Annotated in this window: 22 protein-coding genes; 15 read left to right on the top strand and 7 right to left on the bottom strand. The window is 71.3% G+C overall.

The annotated features are described in order from the left end of the window. Positions 1-12: 12 nt before the first annotated feature. Positions 13-573: a dTDP-4-dehydrorhamnose 3,5-epimerase family protein gene (locus tag HQ603_RS10665; protein WP_222684519.1), complete on the bottom strand. Its 561-nt coding sequence runs from the start codon at positions 571-573 to the stop codon at positions 13-15. A gap of 38 nt (positions 574-611) precedes the next feature. On the opposite strand from HQ603_RS10665, the gene HQ603_RS10660 reads away from it, so the two are divergent. From HQ603_RS10660 to HQ603_RS10645, 4 genes are read left to right on the top strand one after another with little or no spacing between them, the layout of a single operon-like run. Then, positions 612-1,742: a class I SAM-dependent methyltransferase gene (locus tag HQ603_RS10660; RefSeq protein WP_222684518.1), complete on the top strand. Its 1,131-nt coding sequence runs from the start codon at positions 612-614 to the stop codon at positions 1,740-1,742. Then, positions 1,739-2,578 (top strand): glycosyltransferase family 2 protein, encoded by an 840-nt coding sequence (locus HQ603_RS10655; RefSeq protein WP_222684517.1) that lies wholly within the window; start codon positions 1,739-1,741, stop codon positions 2,576-2,578. The genes HQ603_RS10660 and HQ603_RS10655 overlap by 4 nt, the downstream gene beginning before the upstream one ends. A gap of 2 nt (positions 2,579-2,580) precedes the next feature. Continuing rightward, positions 2,581-3,816 (top strand): lipopolysaccharide biosynthesis protein, encoded by a 1,236-nt coding sequence (locus HQ603_RS10650; RefSeq protein ID WP_222684516.1) that lies wholly within the window; start codon positions 2,581-2,583, stop codon positions 3,814-3,816. Continuing rightward, positions 3,813-5,132, top strand: coding sequence for a glutamate-1-semialdehyde 2,1-aminomutase (locus tag HQ603_RS10645; RefSeq protein WP_222684515.1), 1,320 nt, complete (start codon positions 3,813-3,815; stop codon positions 5,130-5,132). The genes HQ603_RS10650 and HQ603_RS10645 overlap by 4 nt, the downstream gene beginning before the upstream one ends. Here HQ603_RS10645 and HQ603_RS10640 read toward each other — a convergent pair. Continuing rightward, positions 5,129-6,427: a flavin monoamine oxidase family protein gene (locus tag HQ603_RS10640; protein WP_222684514.1), complete on the bottom strand. Its 1,299-nt coding sequence runs from the start codon at positions 6,425-6,427 to the stop codon at positions 5,129-5,131. The genes HQ603_RS10645 and HQ603_RS10640 overlap by 4 nt on opposite strands. A gap of 154 nt (positions 6,428-6,581) precedes the next feature. Between HQ603_RS10640 and HQ603_RS10635 the strand changes: the two genes are divergently transcribed. The 4 genes from HQ603_RS10635 to HQ603_RS10620 all read left to right on the top strand — a co-directional run bounded on the left by HQ603_RS10635 (position 6,582) and on the right by HQ603_RS10620 (position 9,316). Beyond that, positions 6,582-6,953: a hypothetical protein gene (locus HQ603_RS10635; protein ID WP_222684513.1), complete on the top strand. Its 372-nt coding sequence runs from the start codon at positions 6,582-6,584 to the stop codon at positions 6,951-6,953. A 100-nt stretch (positions 6,954-7,053) separates the two neighbouring features. Further along, positions 7,054-7,395: a hypothetical protein gene (locus tag HQ603_RS10630; RefSeq protein ID WP_222684512.1), complete on the top strand. Its 342-nt coding sequence runs from the start codon at positions 7,054-7,056 to the stop codon at positions 7,393-7,395. Continuing rightward, positions 7,392-8,072, top strand: coding sequence for an ABC transporter ATP-binding protein (locus HQ603_RS10625; protein ID WP_222684511.1), 681 nt, complete (start codon positions 7,392-7,394; stop codon positions 8,070-8,072). The genes HQ603_RS10630 and HQ603_RS10625 overlap by 4 nt, the downstream gene beginning before the upstream one ends. Then, positions 8,069-9,316 (top strand): hypothetical protein, encoded by a 1,248-nt coding sequence (locus HQ603_RS10620; protein ID WP_222684510.1) that lies wholly within the window; start codon positions 8,069-8,071, stop codon positions 9,314-9,316. The genes HQ603_RS10625 and HQ603_RS10620 overlap by 4 nt, the downstream gene beginning before the upstream one ends. Before the next feature lie 19 nt (positions 9,317-9,335). Here HQ603_RS10620 and htpG read toward each other — a convergent pair whose 3' ends face one another. Next, positions 9,336-11,246, bottom strand: a complete 1,911-nt coding sequence (gene htpG, locus HQ603_RS10615; protein ID WP_222684509.1) for a molecular chaperone HtpG — start codon at positions 11,244-11,246, stop codon at positions 9,336-9,338. Between the two features lie 183 nt (positions 11,247-11,429). Further along, the gene (locus HQ603_RS10610; RefSeq protein ID WP_222684508.1) at positions 11,430-12,032 is read right to left on the bottom strand and encodes a hypothetical protein; all 603 of its coding nucleotides are present in this window, start codon (positions 12,030-12,032) and stop codon (positions 11,430-11,432) included. Between the two features lie 62 nt (positions 12,033-12,094). Here HQ603_RS10610 and HQ603_RS10605 point away from each other — a divergent pair, with 62 nt between their 5' ends. The 3 genes from HQ603_RS10605 to ppk2 all read left to right on the top strand — a co-directional run bounded on the left by HQ603_RS10605 (position 12,095) and on the right by ppk2 (position 14,868). Further along, on the top strand, positions 12,095-13,522 hold the full coding sequence (locus HQ603_RS10605; protein ID WP_222684507.1) for a glucose-6-phosphate dehydrogenase: 1,428 nt from the start codon (positions 12,095-12,097) through the stop codon (positions 13,520-13,522). Positions 13,523-13,705: 183 nt separating this feature from the next. Further along, positions 13,706-13,855 carry a hypothetical protein gene (locus HQ603_RS10600; RefSeq protein WP_222684506.1) on the top strand — a complete coding sequence of 50 codons (150 nt, stop codon included), beginning with the start codon at positions 13,706-13,708 and terminating at the stop codon, positions 13,853-13,855. 206 nt (positions 13,856-14,061) lie between these two features. Further along, positions 14,062-14,868, top strand: a complete 807-nt coding sequence (gene ppk2, locus HQ603_RS10595; protein ID WP_371828488.1) for a polyphosphate kinase 2 — start codon at positions 14,062-14,064, stop codon at positions 14,866-14,868. Positions 14,869-14,899: 31 nt separating this feature from the next. On the opposite strand, the gene HQ603_RS10590 is transcribed toward ppk2, so the two are convergent. Beyond that, the gene (locus HQ603_RS10590) at positions 14,900-16,972 is read right to left on the bottom strand and encodes a prolyl oligopeptidase family serine peptidase (RefSeq protein ID WP_222684504.1); all 2,073 of its coding nucleotides are present in this window, start codon (positions 16,970-16,972) and stop codon (positions 14,900-14,902) included. A 148-nt stretch (positions 16,973-17,120) separates the two neighbouring features. Between HQ603_RS10590 and HQ603_RS10585 the strand changes: the two genes are divergently transcribed. Both HQ603_RS10585 and HQ603_RS10580 read left to right on the top strand, forming a co-directional pair. Beyond that, positions 17,121-17,756 (top strand): hypothetical protein, encoded by a 636-nt coding sequence (locus HQ603_RS10585; RefSeq protein WP_222684503.1) that lies wholly within the window; start codon positions 17,121-17,123, stop codon positions 17,754-17,756. Positions 17,757-17,848: 92 nt separating this feature from the next. Next, positions 17,849-18,805 carry a dipeptidase gene (locus tag HQ603_RS10580; protein WP_222684502.1) on the top strand — a complete coding sequence of 319 codons (957 nt, stop codon included), beginning with the start codon at positions 17,849-17,851 and terminating at the stop codon, positions 18,803-18,805. Between the two features lie 3 nt (positions 18,806-18,808). On the opposite strand, the gene HQ603_RS10575 is transcribed toward HQ603_RS10580, so the two are convergent. Beyond that, positions 18,809-19,246 (bottom strand): nitroreductase/quinone reductase family protein, encoded by a 438-nt coding sequence (locus tag HQ603_RS10575; RefSeq protein ID WP_222678031.1) that lies wholly within the window; start codon positions 19,244-19,246, stop codon positions 18,809-18,811. A 100-nt stretch (positions 19,247-19,346) separates the two neighbouring features. Between HQ603_RS10575 and HQ603_RS10570 the strand changes: the two genes are divergently transcribed. Both HQ603_RS10570 and lpdA read left to right on the top strand, forming a co-directional pair. Beyond that, the gene (locus HQ603_RS10570; protein ID WP_222684501.1) at positions 19,347-20,195 is read left to right on the top strand and encodes an aldo/keto reductase; all 849 of its coding nucleotides are present in this window, start codon (positions 19,347-19,349) and stop codon (positions 20,193-20,195) included. A 107-nt stretch (positions 20,196-20,302) separates the two neighbouring features. Next, a complete protein-coding gene (lpdA, locus tag HQ603_RS10565) occupies positions 20,303-21,706 on the top strand; it encodes a dihydrolipoyl dehydrogenase (protein WP_222684500.1) in 1,404 nt (467 codons plus the stop codon). Positions 21,707-21,762: 56 nt separating this feature from the next. Here the strand turns inward: lpdA and HQ603_RS10560 are convergent, their stop codons facing one another. Beyond that, the gene (locus HQ603_RS10560) at positions 21,763-22,302 is read right to left on the bottom strand and encodes a carboxymuconolactone decarboxylase family protein (RefSeq protein WP_222684499.1); all 540 of its coding nucleotides are present in this window, start codon (positions 22,300-22,302) and stop codon (positions 21,763-21,765) included. Positions 22,303-22,305: the final 3 nt, after the last annotated feature.

The following is a 22,305-nucleotide window of genomic DNA, read 5'->3' as shown; positions in this document are numbered from 1 at the left end:
GGTGTCGCCGCGTTACGACGAGGTCAGATCGGCCCACGAGCCGGCGGCCGCGTCACGGGCGCTCACCGTCTCGGGGGCGTGCTGCCAGCCGACGGCGAGCGCGGGATCGTCCCACCGCACCCCGACGTCCTCGGTGGGGTCGTGCGGGCGGTCGATGCGGTAGCAGACGTCGGCCGTCTCGCTGAGGGTGAGGAAGCCGTGCAGGAAGCCGGGCGGCACCAGCAGGTGCGCGAAGTCGACGTCGTCGAGCAGCACGGCATGCCACCGGCCGAAGGCGGGCGAGGTGGGTCGCGCGTCGACCACGACGTCCTGCACGGCGCCCCGCGCGCAGCGCACGAGCTTGGTCTCGCCGCGACCGCCGCGCCCGTGGAGACCGCGCAGAACACCGGCGCTGGAACGGGATTGGGAATCCTGGCGGAAGTCCGCGGCGCGGACGTCGAGCGCGGTGTGCTCCGCGACGGCGGCGTCGAAGATCTCCGTGTCGAACGTCCGGGTGAAGAACCCGCGGTCGTCCCGATGGGGCGTGGGCAGGAACACCAGAACGTCCGGCAGGGGCGTGGTGAGAGCGCGCATGAGTCCAGTGTGACCGACACCGACCCGGCGGTCTCGTCGTGAGTGCGTCGTGCCGCGTCTGCGGGGCCGCCGATCCGGTGACCGTGCTCGACCTCGGGGCGGTTCCGGCGGCGGATCACTTCCCCCCGGTCGAGTCCGACCCGGCCGCCGATCCCCGCCACGTGCTGCGCCTCGCGCTGTGTGCGGCCTGTGGCCTGGCGCAGCTGCCCGGCGACGACACCATCGCCGACGAGCCGCGCGGGGTGGAGCCGGAAGCGGTGCGCCTCGCGGGCGAGCGCGCGATCGAGGAGATCGCGGCGCGGGGATGGGTCGGCGAGGCGACGGTGGTGCGGGAGTTCGGCAGTCCGCACGGCGGGTCCTGGATCCCCGGGTTCGTGGCCCGCGGCGTGCGCGACGCCCGACCGGCGATCGACGACGACGCCCCGGCGGACCTGATCGTCGACGGTCTCGGTCTCATGCACGAGCCGAATCAGGCTGCGGCGCTGCGTGATCGCGCCCGTCGACTGACCCCCGACGGCGTGCTGGTGCTGCAGATTCATTCGCTGGCCACCATCGTGCGCCGTCGCCAGTGGACGTCGGTGCGGCACGGGCACTTCGCGTACTGGTCGCTCACCGCGCTGGAGCGGGCGCTGTCCGCCGCCGGTCTGGTGCCCACGGGATGCTGGGAGTCCGACCTCTACGGGGGCACGCTGCTGGTCACGGCGCGGCCCACCGCCTCCGCCGCGCGCGCGGTGCCCACGGACCTCGCCCGCGCGCGGGACGTGCTGGCGGACGAACGGGCGCTCGGGGTCACCGATCCCGCCGTGGTGTCCGAGCTGGGGTCGGCCGTGACCGCCGAGGTGCAGGCGCTGCGGCGCGTGCTGACCGACGCTGCGGCGGAGGGCATCTCGACGGCCGCCTACGGCGCCGCGTCGCGTGCGGTGGCCCTGTTCGCCCTGGCCGGCGTCGACGCCGCGTCGATGCCGGCGGTGGTGGACGCCTCGCCCGCCAAGTGGGGTCGACGCATGCCGGGCACCACCGTGCCCATCGTCGGTCCCGACTGGTTGGCGGCGTCGCGGCCCGACCGCGTCGTCGTCACCGTGCCGGACCTGCTCACCGAGGTCGCGGCCGCCCACCCGGGCGTCGAGTTCCACGACCTCGCTCTGCTCACGGAAGGACCGCGCCGATGACCGCGCCCGCCCCCCTGTCGGTCTGCATCCCCGCCTACGAGGCGGGCCGCACCCTCGAGACCACCCTGCGCTCGGTGCTCGACCAGGACGTCGAGATGGAGGTGCTGGTGCTCGACAACGCCAGCACCGACGAGACGGGCGCGATCGCGCGCTCCTTCGACGACCCGCGGGTGCGAGTGGAGCGCAACCGGCAGGTGCTGCCGATCGGCGACAACTGGAACGCCGCGGTCCGACGCTCGACGGGCCGGCTGGTCAAGGTGGTGTGCGCCGACGACGTGATCCGCCCCGGTGCGCTCGCCGGGCAGCAGGAGGTGCTCGCGGACCCGGCGGTGTCGGTGGTGTCGTCGCGGTTCGAGGTGATCGACGAGGACGGCGCGGTCAAGGAGACGGGCCTGGGTCTGCCGGGGCTGCTCGGCCGCCGGGCCGGCAAGGACCTCGCCGGGGTGATCGTGCGCCGGGGCCCCGCCGAGTTCGGACCCACCGCCGCCACGATGTTCCGCCGCGACCTCTACGACCGCGTCGGCGGGTTCCGCGGGGATCTGGTCTTCCCGATGGACGTCGACCTCTTCGCCCGCATGGGCGTACACGGTGACTTCCACGGCGTCGAGAGCGTCGACGCGGCGTGGCGCGACTCGACGTTCAACCTGTGCAGCCGCACGTCGAGCTACAGCAAGCTCAGCGAATCGGTGCGCCTGCACCATCGCCTGGCCCGGGAGATGCCCGGCTTCGTCAGCCTCCGCGACGTGGTGGCCGGGGATCGCCGCATCCTCGACGCGGTGCTGATCCGACTGCAGGTGCGGGCGGGCGCGATGATGCGCGGGCTGCGGCGGCGCTGACGGTGCGGCTGCTGCGCGACGTTCTGCTCGTGGGGTTCGGAACCTACGGGCAGTTCCTCGTCACCCTGATCACCCTGCCGCTCACGGCGCGACTGCTGGGCACCGAGGGAGTCGGACTGGTCGCCGTCGGGATGTCGGCGTACTTCCTCGGGTCGGTGCTCGTCGATCTCGGTGCCACCCAGTACTTCTCGGCGCGGGTGCACGACGACGACGTCCACCGCGTCCGGGGCGCCTACGCCGTGGTGCGGCTGACGATCTTCGCCGCGCTGGTGTTCGCCCTCGCCGCCGGCTGGGCCGCCGGACTGCACGACGCCCCGCGCATGCTGCTGGTGGGCGCCGTGGCCGGCGGCGTCTGGTCGCTCTCGGAGGACTGGGTGCTGATCGGCCACGGCCGGTTCGGTGCGTCGACGGCCTATCAGGCGGCCGGCCGGGTGGTGTACCTGGTGATCCTGGTCGTCGCACTCCCTCGTTTCCCGACGCCCGAGGTCGCGCTCGCCTGCCTCGGCGCGTCGTCGTTGGTCACCGTCGCCGCGACCTGGATCGACACCGACCGGCGGCTGGGCCGGGTGCAGTTCACCACGGCCGTCGGGCCGATCCTGCGCACGGCCGCACCGGTACTCGCGTCGCGCCTGCTGCTCACCGGCTATGGCCAGGGCGGCGCGGCCGCCTACTCGGCGGTGCTGAACGCGGCGTCGCTCGGCGTGTACTCCGCGGCGGACCGATTGGTGCGGGCCGGGCAATCGGTGCTCGATCCGATCGGGTTCGCGCTCCTGCCCCGCATGGTGCGGCGCAGCGCGGACGCCGACTTCGACCGACGCGTCTCCCGCGGGGCGCTCGGCTGCGTCGCGGTGGCCGTCGTCGCGGCCGCGGCGATCACGGTGGCCGCGCCCCTCGCCGTGCGCGTCGTCTACGGCACCGAGTTCGACGACGCCGTGAATCTGCTGCGCATCATGGCCTGGATCCTGCCCGCCACCACGCTGACGTCGTACGTCACGACGGCCGTCCTTCCGGCCCGTCGTCGGACGTCGACGGTGCTGACGGGGGCGATCGTGGGCGTGGCCACGGCGGGCGTCGCCCTCGCGATCACCGCGGTCACCGGATCCGTGCTCACCATGGTGATCGGCGTGGTGGTGTCCGAGTGGGCCGTCGCCACCTGGTTCGTCCTCACCGCCCTTCGCGCGCCCGCCGATCGTTCCGGGAACGCGACCACCCCGACCACCCGGAAGGTCTCCCCATGACCCTGCCGCGATCCACTGCTCTGCAGGACCGGTTGCACCGACTCGTGCCCGGCGGCGCCCACACCTACGCCCGCGGGTCGGACCAGTACCCCGAGGATCTCGCGCCGGTGTTGACCCGCGGGGCGGGTGCGCGGGTGTGGGACGTGGACGAGAACTGCTACGTCGAGTACGGCATGGGACTGCGCTCGGTGACCCTCGGTCACGGCCACCCGGGAGTGGTGGCCGCGGTGACCGAGGCGGTCGCGTCGGGCACCAACTTCTCCCGCCCGACCTCGCTCGAAGTGGCGGCGGCCGAGGACTTCCTGCGGACGGTTCCGACGGCCGAGATGGTGAAGTTCGCGAAGAACGGGTCGGACACCACCACCGCGGCCGTACGGCTGGCGCGTGCCGCCACCGGGCGGACGGACGTCGCGGTGTGTCGGCAGCCGTTCTTCTCGGTGGACGACTGGTTCATCGGCACCACCGAGATGAACGCCGGAATCCCGGCGAGCGTGGTGCACCGGTTCCCCTACAACGACGCCGACGCGCTGGGTCGTCTGCTCTCGGAGCACGACGTCGCGTGCGTGGTGATGGAGGCGGCGGGTGCGCTGGCCGAACCCGAGCTCGGTTTCCTCGCGGCCGTGCGTGCGCTGTGCGACCGGCACGGGGTGGTGTTGGTGTTCGACGAGATGATCACCGGCTTCCGCTGGTCGGCGGCCGGCGCCCAGTCCGTGTACGGGGTCACCCCGGACCTGTCCTGCTGGGGCAAGGCGATGGGCAACGGTGTGCCGATCTCCGCGTTGGCCGGACGACGGGACCTCATGCAGCTCGGCGGTCTGGACACCGACGCCGACCGGGTCTTCCTCCTCTCCACCACCCACGGTCCGGAGACGTTGGGGCTGGCTGCCTTTCGCGCCGTCGTCCACGCGTACGAGACGGAGGATCCGGTGGGTGCGATGGAGCGCGCCGGTACCCGCCTGACCGACGCGGTGACGCAGGTGTGCATCGAGGCCGGTATCGGCGATCACGTCCGGGTACTGGGACGACCGAGTTGCGCGATCTTCACCACGCTGGACGCGAACGGCGCTCCGTCGCAGGCGTTCCGCACGCTCTTCCTGCAGGAGCTGATTCTGCGGGGAGTGCTCGGGCAGTCGTTCGTGACTTCCGCGGCGCACACCGACGCGGACGTCGACCACACGGTCGACGCGGTGCGCGGCGCCGCCGCGGTCTACCGCCGGGCGCTCGAGGCGGGATCGGTCGACGGACTGCTGCGGGGCCGCCCGGTGGCGCCGGCGATCCGGCGGACCGCGGCGCCGCGGCGCCTGCTCGCCCGCTAGGTCCGTCCGATCCCGGCCACCGCCGCGCGGCCGGCACGCACGGCGCCGTCGAGGTAGCCCGGCCAGCGGTCGGCCACATCGGTTCCGGCCCAGCGGATCACGTCGGTGTTGAGGTCCGTCGCGCGGAACCGCCCACCCGCCGGTGGCAGTGCCGTGGGCGCACCGCGCAGCCACGGCTCGTCGGTCCACGTGCTGTCGTCCATCGCGCGGGGACGCGCCGCGGCGTCGCCGAAGAGTCGGACGAGTTCGCGGCGCACGACGTCGTGGCGGTCGGGCCGGCCGAACAGGTCCACCGCGGCGCGCCCGCCGCTGAACGCCACCAGCACACCGACGTCCGTGCGGTCGGGGTGTCCGTCGACCACCATCTGCAGCGGGCCCGCGGTCAGCAGCGCCGTCCCGCTGAGTCCGGCGTCGCGCCACCACGGGCGGTCGTAGACCGCCACGGTCTTGGCGTACTCGCCCATGCGACTGTGGACGAGCCGCCGCCGAATCGGCTCCGGCAGAGGCGGATCGAACTCGACCGCGGGAACCTCGGGCAGCGGAAGTGCGAGCACCACGTGCGACCCGCGCACCGCGTGCCCGTCTGCGTGGACGATGACTCCCGACGCGTCGTGGGCGATCCGGCGGGCGGGGGCGCCCGTGATCACCTCGCCCCGCACGTCGGCGGCGACCGCGTCGACGAGGGCCTCGGTTCCGGCGACGAAAAACCGTTCCTGTGCCCCGTTCCGCACCGAGGCGATGGACCGCAACCCGTCCGCGGCGGCGAGGTACTCGAGTGCCGCCTGCGCCGGTACCTCGTCCGGGTCGGCCCCGAAGATCAAGCGGAAGAACGTGATCGCGACACCGCGGGCCACCGGGGTGCGGAACCAGGGGTCGGTGAGCACCTCGGCGGTCGCGAGCGGGCTCGGACCACCGCGCCGCACCGCCAGCGCGAGACGGGCGACGCCGACGCCCACGGCCAACAGGTCGCGCGGCGGCAGGATCGGCAGCTCGGCGGCGTGCCGGACGACCCGGTCCGCGGTGGCGAACACCTGCCGGGCCCGCCGGCTCGGGAGCGGCTCCGCGGCCGTCGCGATGCCGAGCTCCGCGGCGAGCGCGAGAACGGCGTCCTGCGAGCCGCCGATCCAGTGCGCGCCGAGGTCGACCGTCGCGCCGCCGACGTCCCGACTCAGCACCTTGCCGCCGAGCCGGTCGGCCGCCTCCAGCACCGTCACGCCGACACCCCGTCGGCTCAGCTCGCGCGCCGCCGTCAGTCCCGACAGGCCGGCCCCCACCACCACGACGTGCGTCCCCATGGCCGGACCCTACCGCACCCGTCGGCGGTTGCGTCCGTGTCGCGGAAACCCGAATGTGCATGCATGTCATTGTCCGACAGCATCTTTCGTTCGTAGCGTCGAGTTCGCCGGGCGCACCACCGCGCCGGCCGAGATCACGACGACAGGAGGAACGATGCAGGCACGACGACGATCGACGATCGGCGGTGGTCTCACCGTCGCCGTTCTGGCCCTCGGCGCCTGGAGTTCGGTCGCCGCGGGCACGGCGTCCGCCGAGACGCCCACTCCGCCGGTGATCGCACAGGTCTTCCCGGCGGAGCACGCGGCGGGATGCCTCGTGAGCAACGACGACGGCGGCTGCGTCGGATCGGGCGTGTACTCCCAGATCACCAGCGGCGGATCGAAAGGCGCCGCGGCCGGCGCGGTGGGAGGATGCGTGACCGGTGCCGCGGCAGCCGGCGCCGGGTGCGGGCCGGGCGCCCTCACCGGGGCGACGGGTGGTCTGGTCGCCGGAGCTGTCGGCGGAGTACTGGGACGGCTGTTCTGATGGAGATCGTGCTGACCGTGGTGGTTCCGTTCGTGGTGGGTGCGCTGGGCGCACGCCTCGACCAGCGTCGCCGCGGGACGAGCTTCTGAGCGCCGCGCAGGTGGACTGCGACCCCGTCACCTGGTCGGTCCGCGGCAGCATCGACGACGTCGCCGATCGTCTGGCCGCGCTGGCCCGCGGGCGCCGTCCCGCGATTCGGGACGGCGTGATCGAGCTGCGTCTCGGCAGCGTCGCGCTGTACCGATTGCTCGGCGTCCGCCTCGTCGCGTCGTCGTTCCCGATCGGGGTGACGGCGAGAGCCGGGACCGACGGGACCGACGGGGTCACCGTCACCGTGCACTGCCGCGATCCCTGGACCCCGTACCGGACGGATCGGGAGCGGCGCGCCTACGCGGACCGCGTGGCGGCGGTCCGGGCCGCCGTGAGCGAGGTGAGCCGATGACGGCACCCCGATCGGCGCCCACGCTGCTCGCGGTCCGGGATCTGGACCTGCGCATCGGTCCGCGCACGCTGGTCCGCGGACTCGACCTGACGGTGCGATCCGGCGACGTCGTCGCCGTCACCGGGCCGAACGGGGCCGGGAAGTCCACGCTGCTCCGGACCGTGGCGGGCCTGCGGCGGTCCGACCCGGGCGCCGTCGTGTACGGGCCCGCCGTCACCGAGGTGCCGGGCGGTCCGCGCAACGGAGTCGGGTACGCCGCAGCGACACTCGCGGCTCCCGGTGCCCTGACCGTGACGGAGTTCCTGCACCTGCTGGCTCGTCTGCGCGGGTCCGTCCGGATGGCGCCGGACGTGCTCGGCCTCGGGCCGTGCGCCGCCACGCCGATCGCGGCCCTCTCGACGGGGGAGCGCAAGAAGGTGGGCGTGGCGGCCGCCGTGCAGCATCGCCCCGCCCTCGTGGTGCTGGACGAGCCGTTCGAGGCGCTCGACGACGACTCGATGGACCTCGTCACCGGGGAGATCGAGAGAGTGCGGCGGCGGGGCGGCGCGGTGGTGCTCTGTACGCACCGCGCCGACCGCACCGCCGACCTCGCGACGACGGTCGTACGCCTCGGCGCGTCGGCGACGCGTCGCGGGTCGGGTACACCGGACACGCCGCACCCGACGGACGCGACATGACGGTCGCGACGGGAACCGCCGCCGCGGCGATGGTGTCCGCCCACCGCGTCCCGACGGGGCGGATGCGGGCGGTCGCGATCGGCTGCGCGGCGGTGGTCGCGCTGGCGACGGCCCTGACGACCGTCCCCGCGGGCCTGCTCGGTCCGGCCCTCGTGGCGGTGGCGAGTTGGCCGTGGTGGTCGGGCCTCGCCGCGTCCTCGCTTCCGCCCTCGTCGAACGTGGTTCTGCCCCAGCATCTTCGCGGTGTCCCGATCTCCGGCGGAGCGTACGTCGTGGGCTCGGCGGCGGCGCGACTGTGCGCCGGCGTGGGTATCGGGCCGGCGGCGGTGCTGGGTGCGGGCGTCGGGACCTCGGTGTCCCTCGGGTCGCCGCTCCCCGCGCTGGTCGCGGGCACGGCGTTCGCCATCCGACCGGTCACGGCGGTCGCGGCCGTGCTTCCCGGCCGGGCGACGCGCGTCGTCCTGGCGGTCGGTGCCGGAGTCGTCACCGCCGCGGCGGGGGTCGAGCCGACGGTCGCGATCGCGGTCTCGGGGGTCGCGGCGGCCCTCGCGGCCGTCGTCGCGGTGCGCCGGACCGACGCGGTGCTCGGCGGTGTGAGCGACGAGGAGACCGGCCCGCCCACCGAGGTGCGGTGGGGGCGCATGCCCGTGACGCACGCCGCCGTGATCGAGCTGGTCCGGTCCCGGCAGTGGGGCGAGGTGTTTCCGCCCGCCGTGGCCGCGGCGGGCGTCGTGGCGGCCGCCCTCACCGGGACCGACCTGGTCTCGGTGCTGGCCGTCCCGGCGGTGCTCGCGACCACGGGCCTCGCCCACTGCCTGTGGACGCACCCCGACACCGTCGGCGCGCTCGTCGCCGCGCCGGACGGTCTGCGGCGCTACCTGACGGCCCGCGCGGCCGTGGCGGTCACGCTCGCCGCGCCGTGCGCGCTGGCCGCCGCCATCACGATCGGGCGCACCGACGGCGTGCCCAGCGGCGTCGTCGTGATCGCGGTCTTCCTCGGATGTGCCGTGCGTGCCGGATGGCGCGCGCCGACCACGTGGGGGCCGGCGGCGCGCCCGATCCTCGTGGATCTGATCGTCACGGCGGTGGTGTCGTCGGTCCTGCTCGGACCGACGGCGTCGGCACCCGCCGCGACGGGATGGTCGATCGCCGCGACCGCGTGCGTGGCGGTGGCAACGGCGACGGTGGCCCTCGCGCGTCGTCTGCGGGACGGGGGTGCGGCCTGGCACGCGGCGGTCGCCTGAGCCGCACCCCCCGAGCCGATCAGAGCGTGCGCGTCAACCGATCCGCGAGGAGCTTGGCGAACGACGCCGGATCCTCGAGCTCGCCGCCCTCGGCGAGAAGCGCTGTGCCGTACAGCAACCGAGCGGTCTCGGTGAGCTGATCGGTGTCCTTCCTCTCCGCGTGCGCCTTCTCGAGTGCGGTGATGAGCGCATGGTCGGGGTTGATCTCGAGGATGCGCTTGGTCTTCGGCACCGGCTGGCCCGACGCGCGGTACATCTTCTCCAGGGTGGGGCTGAGGGAGAAGTCGTCACCGACGATGCAGGCCGGCGACGTGGTCAGGCGCGTCGAGAGACGGACCTCCTTGACGTCGTCGGAGAGGGCCTCGGCCATCCACGAGGTGAGGTCCGCGAACTGCTCCTTCTTCGCGTCCTGCTCCTCGGACTTCTCGTCGTCGCCGAGATCGACGGCGCCCTTCGCGATGGAGCGGAAGGCCTTGCCGTCGAACTCCGGCACCGAGCCGGTCCACATCTCGTCGACCGGGTCGGTGAGGATCAGCACCTCGAGACCCTTGGCGGCGAACGCCTCCATGTGCGGGGAGTTCTCCACCTGCTGACGGGTCTCGCCCGTCATGTAGTAGATGGTGTCCTGGCCGTCCTTCATGCGAGAGACGTAGTCCGCCAACGTCGTCGGCGTCTCGTCGCTGTGGGTCGAGGCGAAGGACGACAGGCCCAGGATGGTCTGCACGTTGTCCGGATCGGAGAGCAGGCCCTCCTTGAGCGCGCGACCGAACTCCGACCACAGCGTCGCGTACTTCTCGGGCTCGTTGGCCTGCAGGTCGGAGATCGTCGACAGGACCTTCTTGGTGAGACGACGACGAATCGCGCGAATCTGCCTGTCCTGCTGCAGGATCTCGCGGGAGACGTTGAGCGACAGGTCGGCCGCGTCGACCACACCCTTGACGAAGCGCAGGTACTCGGGGACCAGTTCCTCGCAGTCGTCCATGATGAAGACGCGCTTGACGTAGAGCTGGATGCCGATCTTCGACTCGCGCATGAACAGGTCGAACGGCGCCCGCGTCGGGATGAACAGCAGGGCCTGGTATTCGAACGTGCCCTCCGCCTTCATCGGGATCACCTCGAGCGGCTCGTCCCAGGCGTGGCTGACGTGGCGGTAGAACTCGGTGTACTCCTCGGCGGAGACATCGTCCTTCGAGCGCGTCCACAGCGCCTTCATGGAGTTGATCGTCTCGTCCTCGAGGGTGGTGGTCTTCTCGTCACCCTCGCCGGTGGTCTTCTCGACCTGCATGCGAATCGGCCACGCGATGAAGTCGGAGTACCGCTTGACCAGCTCGCGGATCTTCCACTCGGACGTGTAGTCGTGGAGGTGGTCCTCCTCGTCCGCCGGCTTGAGGGCGAGCGTCACCGACGTGCCCTGCGGGGCATCCTCGACCTCCTCGATGGTGTACGTGCCGGCGCCCGACGACTCCCACTTGGTGGCCGTCGTCTCGCCCGCCTTGCGCGTGACGAGGGTGACGGTGTCGGCGACCATGAACGTCGAGTAGAAGCCGATGCCGAACTGGCCGATCAGCTCCTCCGACGCGGCGGCGTCCTTGGCTTCCTTCAGCTTGGCGCGGACCTCGGCGGTGCCGGACTTGGCGAGCGTGCCGATGAGGTCGACCACCTCGTCCCGGCTCATGCCGATGCCGTTGTCCCGCACGGTCAGCGTGCGGGCGTCCTTGTCGATCTCGAGGTCGATGTGCAGATCCGAGGTGTCGACCCCGAGGTCCTTGTCGCGGAACGCCTCGATCCGCAGCTTGTCCAACGCGTCGGACGAGTTGGACACCAGCTCACGGAGGAACGAATCCTTGTTGGAGTAGACCGAATGGATCATCAGGTCCAACAGCTGCCGGGTCTCGGCCTGGAACTGCAGTTCTTCGACGTGCGCGGTCACGGATCTTCTCCTGATCGAATGCCGGGTGGACGGGGTCTGACCGGCACATTCTAGTGCGCCCGGTCGGATGCCTTCCGGCGCGCCGGGCGTGGTTGCCCACAGGTCGCCCGTGCGGACGGGATCCCGTCGATTCGAGCGAGTTGTGGGCATCCGCGCCCGCCCGGTCGGGCCCGGCGGGTTCGCTCAGCGCACCACGACGGTGGTGCGCACGGCCGTCACCCCGGGGGCCGCGGGAGTCGACCCGAAGCCGAAGCGCACGGGCGGCTCGACGCGGGTGAGGCCGCCCAGGTCGTCCCCGCGCCAGGAGGCGGACGCCGACACGATGCGGTGCTGACCGCGTGCCCCGTAGTACTCGCGCCGTCCGCCGCCGGCGGTGCCGCGGGTGCGAACGCCGGACAGCAGGACGCGGGCGATCGGGTCGCTGATCGTGCAGAACCACGGTGCGGTGACGACGGCGTCGGGCATCACGGCGAGCAGCCGACCCAGCAGGGTCACCGAGCCCACGGTGAACTCCAGCGCGAGCTCGCCGGCCTCGACGCTCACCCGATCGCCGACCCGCCGGTGCACCACGTCGACGATCTCGTGACGATCGAACGTGTAGGTGGCCGTGACGAAGTCGCGAACCTCGGTGGACGGGGCGAGCAGCAGTCGCTCGCCGTCGGCGAACTCGACCATGACGTCGGTGAACTCGCCGAGCGGCGACGCCGTCCAGTGCCCCACCACGATGCGGGTGCCGCTCTGCGTGCCGAAGCCCGAGATGTCGCCGTCGAAGACGTGTCTGCTCACCGCAGCGAGGGTATCGGCCACACGCAGGTTCGGTTTCCGGCGGAACCGGGCATCCCCCGCGCATGGCTGACTCCGGTGCGACCACCCCGACCGTCTTCGTTCTCTTCGGCGCCACGGGCGACCTCGCCAAACGCATGGTGCTGCCCGCCTTCTACGAGCTGGCGCAGGAGGGGTTGCTGCCGGAGGACTGGGCGCTGATCGGCAACGGGCGTGGCCGCAAGACCGACGACGAGTTCCGCACCCACGTCCGCGGCGCGCTCGAGGAGTTCGGTCCGGGGGAGGGCGTCGACCGGATCGACGAGTCGGTGTGGTCGGACTTCGCGGAGCGCGTGCGCTTCGCCGGGCGCGGTTTCTCCGTGGACGACGCCGGCGATCTGCCGTCGGTGGTGTCCGACGTGACGGACGAACTGGGCGGCGACGTGCAACTGGTCCATTACATCGCGCTGCCGCCGTCGACCTTTCTGGATTACACCGCGGCGCTGGGCGAGCACGGTCTGGCCGAGGGTGCGCGGGTGGTCTACGAGAAGCCGTTCGGTACCTCGCAGGAGAATTTCGAGAAACTCGACGCCGCGGTGCACGACGTGCTGGACGAGAAGCAGGTCTATCGGATCGACCATTTCCTGGGCAAGGAGAACACCCAGAATCTGCACATTCTGCGATTCGCCAACGGCATGGTCGAGGGCATCTGGAATCGCGAACACGTCGAGCAGGTGCAGATCGACGTCCCCGAGACGCTGGACATCGACGACCGCGCCGAGTTCTACGACGCCACCGGCGCCGTCCTCGACATGCTGGTGACCCACCTGTTCCAGGTGGCGGCCGAGGTGGCGATGGAGCCGCCGCTCAGCCTCGGCGCCGAGGATCTGCAGACCGCGCGCGAGTCGGTGATCGCCGCGTTCCGTCCGCTGGATCCGGCCGAGGTGGTGCTCGGGCAGTACCGCGGCTACACCGATGTCGAGGGCATCGCGGACGATTCGACCACCGACACCTACGTCGCGGCCCGGCTGTGGGTGGACACCGACCGGTGGCGGGACGTGCCGTTCGTCCTCCGTACCGGAAAGATGTTGGGCACCAGCACACAACGCGTGTCGCTGGTGTTCCGCCGTCCCGACGGACCGGTGAAGCACCTCCCCGAGGACGGCGCGGTGCTGTCGTTCGACCTCTCCGGCGACGGCCGCGTCGACATCGCGATGACGGTGAAGGAGCCGGGCCCCGGCGAGGACCTGGGCATCGGACGCATGTCGCTCGACCTGTCCACGGTGTCGGACGCGGAACCGCTCTCCCCGTACTCGCGGCTCATCCTCGACGTGCTCGACGGCGACCGGTCGCTGTTCACCCGTCCCGACGGCCTGGCGAGCGTGTGGGACGTCGCCGCCCCGCTGCTGAACGCCCGACCGGACGTTCGCCCGTACGAGCCGGGTTCGATGGGCCCCGATGAGGCGAAGGACCTGGCGACCCCGTGCGGCTGGCTGGTCGACGAGACGAGCTGATCGCCGAACCCGATCGAGCCCGAAAAACGGTGAGATCGACCGGGACGAGGCGCACACCGAGAATGGTGACTTTTCGGACGAAAGGGCATCCGCCGGCCGGGTGATCGTGATTGATTCGGAGAGTGTTCACAGGTTGCCCGCATCCGGCGCGGTGATCGCCTCCGAGAAAGGAACGAACGGCAGATGGAATTCCTCGACACTCTTCTCGAGACCCTGTCCGGCGGATTCGACGCGATCTTCGAGAGTTTCCTCGACAGCATCGGTGACCTGTTCTCCGGCCTGTTCGACGGCGCCGGCACCGGCAGCGGAAGCAGCGAGGCCGACCCGACCTGACCCCGACCGCGTCGGAACGTCCGACCGAGCCCCGCCCCGTGACGGGCGGGGCTCACGTCGTTCACGCGGACGTCACCGGCCGGTTCCCGACGGCTCGTACGGTGCCGGGCGTGACCGATCGCCCGGCGTTCCCCCCTGCTCTCGCCCCGTCCGCCACGCCGGACGGGTCCGGCTGGTCCGTCTCGGACGACGACGACGACGATCCGGTGCTGGTGGCCCCGGACGGCCGCGCCGTCGACACGTGGCGCGAGGGGTACCCCTACGACCATCGGTTCCCCCGCAGCGAATACGACGGGACGAAGCGTCTGCTGCAGATCGAGCTGCTCAAGCTGCAGAACTGGATCAAGGCCACCGGGGGTCGGCACGTCATCGTCTTCGAGGGCCGCGACGCCGCCGGCAAGGGCGGCACCATCAAGCGGTTCACCGAGCACCTCAACCCGCGCGGATCGCGGGTGGTCGCGCTGGAGAAGCCGTCGACGCGCGAGTCGACGCAGTGGTACTTCCAGCGTTACGTCGCGCACCTGCCCGCCGCCGGCGAGCTGGTGCTGTTCGACCGCTCCTGGTACAACCGCGCCGGCGTCGAGCGCGTGATGGGGTTCTGCACCGACGACGAGTACCACCGCTTCCTCGCGCAGGTGCCGCTGTTCGAGAAGATGCTGGTCGACGACGGCATCCACCTCACCAAGTTCTGGTTCTCCGTCTCGCAGTCCGAGCAGCGCACCCGCTTCGCGATCCGCCAGGTGGACCCGGTGCGGCAGTGGAAGCTCTCCCCGATGGATCTGGCGTCGCTGGACAAGTGGGAGGCGTACACGCAGGCGAAGGAGGACATGTTCCGCCTGACGCACACCGACCACGCACCGTGGATCACGGTGAAGAGCAACGACAAGAAGCGCGCCCGGCTCGAGTCGATGCGCCACGTCCTGGCCCGATTCGACTACGCGAACAAGGATCACGACGTGGTGGGTCGGCCGGACCCGTCGATCGTGGGCCCGGCCGATCCCGACGCCGACTGACTGGGTTCGGCACGGGGATACAGCGGACCGATCAGGTCAACATCCGCCACAGGAAGGTGAAGGCGAGGGCCGAGGTGAAGGCGACCTGCTTGTTGTCGGCAGCGCCGCCGTGGCCGCCTTCGATGTTCTCGTAGTACGACACGTCGTGGCCGTACTCCTCGAGCCGCGCCGCCATCTTGCGCGCGTGACCGGGGTGCACGCGGTCGTCCCGCGTGGACGTGGTGATGAGCACCGGCGGGTACTGCGGGCCGGATTCGCCGGGGCGCCTGACGTTCTGGTACGGCGAGTACTCGGAGATGACGGCCCAGTCGTCGGGATCATCGGGGTCGCCGTACTCGGCCATCCACGACGCGCCCGCCAGCAGCAGGTGGTAGCGCTTCATGTCCAGCAGCGGGACCTGACAGACGATGGCGCCGAACAACTCCGGGTACTTCGTCAGCGCGATGCCCATGAGCAGTCCGCCGTTGCTGCCGCCGCGCGCCCCCAACCGGTCCGCGGTGGTGATGCCCCGGTCGACGAGATCCCGTGCGACGGCGGCGAAGTCCTCGTGCACCTTGTGCCGACCGGCGACCCGGACGTCGGTGTGCCAGGCCGGCCCGTACTCGCCGCCGCCGCGGAGATTGGCGACGACGTAGGTGCCGCCACGTTCGAGCCAGGCGGCGCCGACGATGCCGCTGTACGACGGCGTGAGCGAGACCTCGAAGCCGCCGTACGCGTAGAGGAGCGTCGGGCCGGGCTGGTCCGCATCCCCGTCCGTGGACCGTGCCCGGTGCACGACGAAGTACGGAATGCGGGTGCCGTCCTCGGACGTCGCGAAGAACTGATCGACGGTGAGGCCGTCCGCGTCGAAGAAGGCGGGGGAGCGGCGCAGCACCTCGAGCGGTCCCCCCACCGTCCCGCGGAGCAGCGTCGACGGGGTCACGTAGTTGCCCACGTCGAGGAAGAACTCGTCGCCGCCGTCGTCGGGATCGGTGCCGACGATGCTCACCGACGCGTTCTCGGGGAGTCCGGTGAGGCGCTCGGTGCGCACCTCCTCGCCTCCGGCACCGTCCCCGCCGAGCGTGACGACGACGACCGCCGAGCGCACGTCCTCGAGCACGACCAGCAGCAGGTGGTTCTCGGTCCAGGCCACCTGGTGGAGCGAGGTGTGCGCGTCGGGCCGGAACACGGTGCGCACCCGTCGATCTCCCGCGATCCAGTCGTCCACCCGCGCGACGAGGAGCGTGCCGGCGGCGTGCTCGACCCCGTCCAGGGTCCACGCGGTGGTGGTGCGGATCAGCAGCCATTCCCGGTGCAGGGAGATCGACGCGTCGGTGGGGGCGTCGATCCGGATCGGCCGGTCGTCGGGTCCGAGGACGGAGACCTCGCTGTCGAAGAACCCGGTCGCGCGCGTGACGACGCTGCGGGAGTAGCCCTCGGTGGGGTCGAATCCCACCGACACGGCGACGTCGGCGGGGTCACCCTCGACCACGACGGGCGCGTCGTGCAGCGGGGTGCCGCGCCGCCACCGCTGGGCCCGGCGCGGATAACCGGAGGTGGTGAGGCTGCCCGGCCCCGTGTCGGTGCCGACGTAGACGGTGTCGGTGTCGATCCACCCGATGTCCGTCTTGGCCTCGGGGACGATGAACCCCCCGCTGGACGGATCGACGAACGTCCGTGTGGTCAGGTCGAATTCGCGGATCACCGTGGCGTCCGCGCCGCCGCGGGACAGGGAGACGAGGGCGCGGTCGAAGCCGGGCCGGAGGACCTGCGCGCCGGACCACACCCAGTTCTCGTCCTCGGCGGCGGCGAGCGCGTCGAGATCCAGCAGGACGTCCCAGTCCGGATCGTCCGTCCGGTACTGCTCGAGGGTGGTGCGCCGCCACACCCCGCGCGGGTGCGCCGCGTCCTTCCAGAAGTTGTAGAGGGAGCGGCCCCGGCGCCGGACGTACGGGATGCGCGCGTCGGTGTCGAGAATGTCGCGCAGGCGCTGCTCGAGGTGGGTGAACTCGGCGTCGTCGGCGAACTCGGCGAGGGTCCGGCGGTTGCGCGAGGTCACGTGCTCGAGCGCATCGGCGCCGGTCACGTCCTCGAGCCAGAGGTAGGGGTCCGTCACCGGCCCCATTGTGCCCCGCTGTGTCCCGCCACCGTCGTCGACGAGAACCGTCCGTTGATCGAACAATGGCGCCCAAAACGGGGAAATGGTAGGTTTGCGGTGTAGGAACAGTAGTAGCCCGCCGAACCACCGGGACGGGCCGACCGAAGGTGATCGTATGTCCGTATCGCACGAGACCGAGCACGAGACCGCTCGTCCCCGGCCGTTCGGGATGACCACCCGGCCCCTGGCGGCCGACCCCGCGACCGCCGGCACGCTGGTCTGCGTCGCCGCGGACCGCGCCGGCTCCCAGGCCGTCCAGGACGCCGTCCGCACCGTCCTCCCGGCGGCGACGGTGCGTCCCGTCACCGGCGCGACCACCGTCGAGGTGCTCGGGTTCGACCGCATCGTCGTCGTCGACGATCCCGGCGCCGATCGCCACTGGCGCGCCGCGGACATCGCCCGCCTGCTCGCCACCGCCGACGGTGTCGGGGTGGGCATGGTCGTCGGCACCCGCCGCGGTCGCCGCGGCCTGCGTCTGCTCGCCGACCGCGTGGCGGCGTCCGTCCTGCGGTCGCCCGTCGCGGATCCGGGGTCCGGTCTGCGCATCTACTCCGGTGACGCCGTCCGCTCCACCGGCGCCACCGCCGTGCCGGTCGGCGACCTGCGCGGACGGCTCCGGCTGGCCCGCGCGATCCACGCCCGCCACTGGATGGTGCACGGCCTGGCCGTCACCACCGCGTCGGTGGAACGGCCCGCACCCGTCGAGCTGATCCGGGCCGCCCTGAGCGCCGACAAGGACCACCGCCGCTGACGCGGAGGGCGGCACCGCCGCTGACGCGCAGGGCGGCACCGCCGCTGACGCGCCCAGCGGCACCGCCCTGTCGCGTGACATGCTGACCCACCATGCGCCTGTGGGAACAGCACACCTGCCTGCCGCTCGACCCCGAGGCGGAGATCGCTCCGCTCACGCGGTACGGCACCGGCGCGTACTTGTCCGTGAACGTCGGGTACTCGCCCCAGGATCGTGTGGCGAGCACCGCCCTGATCGAGCGGTGGTCGGCCCGCGCGGACGATGACCCGCGATTCCGCCTCGTCCGGACGGTCGACGACGTGGACGCGGCCTGGGCCGACGGAATGCTGGGCCTGGCGTTCGACCTCGAGGACTCGGCCCCGCTGGACGGTGACCCGGGCAACGTCGCGTACTTCGTGGGCCTCGGCGTGCGGTCGATGCTGCCGACCTACAACCACGAGAACGCCGCGGGCTGTGGCTGTCTCGACGCGACCGACACCGGATTGACCGCCTACGGACGCGACCTGGTGCGCGCGATGAACGCGGCCGGCATGGCCGCCGACGGGTCCCACTGCTCCCGCCGCACCGGCCTGGACATCGCCGCGGTCACCGAGCGACCCATGATCTACAGCCACTCCAATTTCGCTGCGCTGTGGGAACATCCGCGCAACATCACCGACGAGCAGGCTCGCGCGTGCGCCGAGACCGGAGGCGTCGTCGGCATCAACGGCGTCGGAATCTTCCTCGGCGTCAACGGGATCGACGACGGCGCCGCGCGGGTCGAGGCGATGGCGGACCACGTCGAGTACGGGGTGGACCTGCTCGGCATCGACCACGTGGGCCTCGGTTCGGACTTCTCGTTCGACCACGAGGACTTCGTCGCGGAGGTGACAGCGCACCCGGACGCCTTCGGACCCGAGTACACCGCCTACGGTCCGCTGCAGTGGGTTCCGCCGGAGGACACCCGGACGATCCCGGACGTCCTGCGCGCCCGCGGGTGGGACGACGACGCCGTCCACGCGGTGACGGGCGGCAACTTCCGGCGCGTGGCGGGCGAGGTCTGGGTCTAGCCGTCAGGACGCCGGCGTCAGTCGGAAGATCGGGAACCGCCGACCCTCCGCGGTGGTCAGGTAGTCGAGGAATCCGCTCGACGCGGCCGTGAAGCGGTCCCACCGCGCCGACCACGCCGCCGGGTCCGACTCGTCCGCGTCGATCTCGGTGACGTCGACCTCGACGGTCCGCACGCTCCCGTCCTCCGGTACCTCCATCTCGATGCGCGGATGCGCGCGGAGGTTGTGCACCCACGCCGGATCCTTGGGAGAGCCCGCGGCCGAGCCCACCACCAGCCACCCGTCGTCCTCGCGGAGGGCGAACAGGGGGTTCAGTCGCACCTCGCCGCTGCGGGCGCCGATCGAGTGGAGCACCACCAGGTTGTCCCCGAATCCGGCGGTGGACACCCGGCCGCCGTTCTCGCGGAACTCGCGGATGATCTGCTCGTTGAAGTCCGTCATCGCCCCATCATCGCGTCTCGGGCCGGGGCGCGGGCGTGATCGGGAGGGCAACGGGGTACCCGCGGAGTACCGCAAGTCGAGACGAGGAGTTTCCACGATCATGAGTGCAGTCCCCACCGTGTCCCTGAACGACGGCCGCAGCATCCCGCAGCTGGGCTTCGGGGTCTTCCAGATCGAACCCGAGAAGACGGCCGACGCCGTCCGCACCGCCATCGAGGTCGGCTACCGGCACCTCGACACCGCCCAGATGTACGGCAACGAGGCCGAGACCGGCCAGGGCGTGCGCGATTCCGGCGTCGACCGCGACCAGGTGTGGATCACCAGCAAGCTGAACAACGGCTTCCACCGGCCCGACGACGCGCGGCGTTCCTTCGACGAGACGCTCGAGAAGCTCGGCACCGACTACGTCGACCTGTTCCTCATCCACTGGCCGCTGCCCACCCGCTACGACGGCGACTACGTCTCCACGTGGAAGGTGCTCGAGGAGTTCCAGCGCGACGGCCGGGCCCGCAGCATCGGCGTCTCCAACTTCCAGGTGCCCCACCTCGAGAAGCTGGCCGCCGAGACCGACACCGTGCCGGCCGTCAACCAGATCGAGGTGCACCCGTACTTCGTCAACGAGCAGGTGCGCGCCTACGGCTCCGAGCACGGCATCGCCACCGAGGCGTGGTCGCCGATCGCGCAGGGCAAGGTGCTCGACGACCCCGAGCTCGAGCGCATCGCGCAGGACGTCGGCAAGTCCACCGCCCAGGTCACGCTGCGCTGGCACATCCAGCGCGGGGACATCGTCTTCCCCAAGTCGGTCACCCGCGAGCGGGTCGAGGCCAACTTCGACATCTTCGACTTCACCCTCGACGACCGGCAGATGCAGGACATCACCGCGCTCGACAAGGGCGAGGACGGCCGCACCGGCCCCAACCCCGACACGTTCGACATGATCCCGGACTGAGCGACACCGACACGACCGGCCTGGCCGGAACGAACACTAAGCACGAAAAGCCCGGTTCACGGACCGCGCCTCGTGTGGCGGAGGCAACGGGACTAAGGTGAGGCACCGTGACCTCACACTATGACGTCGTCGTCCTCGGAGCCGGTCCCGGTGGATACGTCGCTGCCATCCGCGCGGCGCAGCTGGGCCTGAAAACCGCCATCGTCGAGCAGAAGTACTGGGGCGGGGTGTGCCTCAACGTGGGATGCATCCCGTCCAAGGCTCTGCTGCGCAACGCCGAACTGGCGCACCTGTTCACCAAGGAGGCCAAGCAGTTCGGCATCTCCGGTGACGTGTCGTTCGACTTCGGCGCTGCCTACGATCGCAGCCGCAAGGTCGCGGACGGCCGCGTCAAGGGCATTCACTTCCTGATGAAGAAGAACAAGATCGACCAGTTCGACGGGAAGGGCTCGTTCACCGACGCCAACACCATCTCGGTCGAGATGAGCAAGGGCGGCACCGAGACGGTCACGTTCGACAACGCGATCATCTCCACCGGCAGCACCACCAAGCTGCTGCCCGGCACCTCGCTGAGCGAGAACGTCGTCACCTACGAAGAGCAGATCATGACCAAGGATCTGCCCGGGTCGATCCTCATCGTGGGCGCCGGCGCCATCGGCATGGAGTTCGGCTACGTCCTGAAGAACTACGGCGTGGACGTCACCATCGTCGAGTTCCTCGACCGCGCTCTCCCCAACGAGGACGAGGACGTCTCGAAGGAGATCGCCAAGCAGTACAAGAAGCTCGGCGTGAAGATCATGACCGGCGCCGCCGTGCAGAGCATCGACGACGACGGCAGCAAGGTCACCGTCGCGATCAAGAACAACAAGTCCGGCGAGACCGAGACGGTCACCGTGGACAAGGTCATGCAGTCCGTGGGCTTCGCTCCCCGCGTCGAGGGCTTCGGGCTCGACAAGACCGGCGTCGAGCTCACCGACCGCGGCGCCATCGCGATCGACTCGGTGATGCGCACCAACGTCCCGCACATCTACGCGATCGGTGACGTCACCGCCAAGCTGCAGTTGGCGCACGTCGCCGAGGCGCAGGGCGTCGTCGCCGCCGAGACCATCGGCGGAGCCGAGACGCTGCCGATCGACGACTACCGCTTCATGCCGCGCGCGACGTTCTGCCAGCCGCAGGTGGCCAGCTTCGGTCTGACCGAGGCTCAGGCCAAGGACGCGGGCCACGACATCAAGGTCGCCACGTTCCCCATGACGGCCAACGGCAAGGCGCACGGCCTCGGCGACCCGACGGGCTTCGTCAAGCTCATCGCGGACACGCAGCACGGCGAACTGCTCGGCGGCCACCTCATCGGCCCCGACGTCTCCGAGCTGCTGCCCGAGCTCACCCTCGCGCAGAAGTGGGACCTCACCGCCACCGAGCTGGCCCGCAACGTGCACACGCACCCGACGCTCAGCGAAGCCCTGCAGGAGGCCATCCACGGTCTCGCCGGGCACATGATCAACTTCTGATCCGTCGATGAGAACATCCCGGCCGCTCACGAGCGGCCGGGGTGTTCTCGTTTCTGCTACGCGTAGTCGCGGGGGATGCGCAGGGTGCCGATCGTCGTGGCCAGGCCGTCGTACTGCGTCACGAGCAGCACGAACTCGATGCGCTGACGGTCGGTCAGGTGCTCCCCGAGTTGCGTCCACGTGGCGTCGGTGAGGTCTCGATCGGCCAGCAGCTCGTCGACGGCGGCCACGAGGTCCCGTGCTCGCGCGTCGAGGTCCTCCTGTGGTCCGGCGCCGGTGTCCTCGAGCGCCGCGACCTCCGCGGCGGTGAGGCCGGCCCGCCGCCCGAGCCGGCGGTGATGGTCCTGCTCGTACCCGCACTCGCGGACGGCGGCCACCCGGAGGATCACCGTCTCCGCGTCACGCCGCGCGAGCGTGCCGAAGGGCATCAGCCGGGCGCTGTAGAGCAGCCACGCCCGGAACAGTCCGCGGGTCTGCCCGAGCGTGGAGAACAGATGCATGTCCGGCGCCCCCACCACGCGACTCGCGATGCGCGCGACGACGTAGTTGATCGGGCGGAGCGAGGACAGGGTGCCAGCGGGGATGCGACCGGTCATGGG

It is taken from the genome of Rhodococcoides corynebacterioides, assembly GCF_019834675.1.
GTDB lineage: Bacteria > Actinomycetota > Actinomycetes > Mycobacteriales > Mycobacteriaceae > Rhodococcoides > Rhodococcoides corynebacterioides_A.
Note: the sequence above shows the minus strand (reverse complement) of the source record. Positions and strands in the feature narration are given on the sequence as shown.

Excerpts from the sequence above, each read along its gene's own strand:
- HQ603_RS10665 (WP_222684519.1), bottom strand. The coding sequence starts at position 573 with ATGCGCGCTCTCACCACGCCCCTGCCGGACGTTCTGGTGTTCCTGCCC.
- HQ603_RS10655 (WP_222684517.1), top strand. The coding sequence starts at position 1,739 with ATGACCGCGCCCGCCCCCCTGTCGGTCTGCATCCCCGCCTACGAGGCG.
- HQ603_RS10645 (WP_222684515.1), top strand. The coding sequence starts at position 3,813 with ATGACCCTGCCGCGATCCACTGCTCTGCAGGACCGGTTGCACCGACTC.
- HQ603_RS10640 (WP_222684514.1), bottom strand. The coding sequence starts at position 6,427 with ATGGGGACGCACGTCGTGGTGGTGGGGGCCGGCCTGTCGGGACTGACG.
- HQ603_RS10635 (WP_222684513.1), top strand. The coding sequence starts at position 6,582 with ATGCAGGCACGACGACGATCGACGATCGGCGGTGGTCTCACCGTCGCC.
- HQ603_RS10625 (WP_222684511.1), top strand. The coding sequence starts at position 7,392 with ATGACGGCACCCCGATCGGCGCCCACGCTGCTCGCGGTCCGGGATCTG.
- HQ603_RS10620 (WP_222684510.1), top strand. The coding sequence starts at position 8,069 with ATGACGGTCGCGACGGGAACCGCCGCCGCGGCGATGGTGTCCGCCCAC.
- HQ603_RS10605 (WP_222684507.1), top strand. The coding sequence starts at position 12,095 with ATGGCTGACTCCGGTGCGACCACCCCGACCGTCTTCGTTCTCTTCGGC.
- HQ603_RS10600 (WP_222684506.1), top strand. The coding sequence starts at position 13,706 with ATGGAATTCCTCGACACTCTTCTCGAGACCCTGTCCGGCGGATTCGAC.
- HQ603_RS10590 (WP_222684504.1), bottom strand. The coding sequence starts at position 16,972 with ATGGGGCCGGTGACGGACCCCTACCTCTGGCTCGAGGACGTGACCGGC.
- HQ603_RS10585 (WP_222684503.1), top strand. The coding sequence starts at position 17,121 with ATGTCCGTATCGCACGAGACCGAGCACGAGACCGCTCGTCCCCGGCCG.
- HQ603_RS10580 (WP_222684502.1), top strand. The coding sequence starts at position 17,849 with ATGCGCCTGTGGGAACAGCACACCTGCCTGCCGCTCGACCCCGAGGCG.
- HQ603_RS10575 (WP_222678031.1), bottom strand. The coding sequence starts at position 19,246 with ATGACGGACTTCAACGAGCAGATCATCCGCGAGTTCCGCGAGAACGGC.
- HQ603_RS10570 (WP_222684501.1), top strand. The coding sequence starts at position 19,347 with ATGAGTGCAGTCCCCACCGTGTCCCTGAACGACGGCCGCAGCATCCCG.
- HQ603_RS10560 (WP_222684499.1), bottom strand. The coding sequence starts at position 22,302 with ATGACCGGTCGCATCCCCGCTGGCACCCTGTCCTCGCTCCGCCCGATC.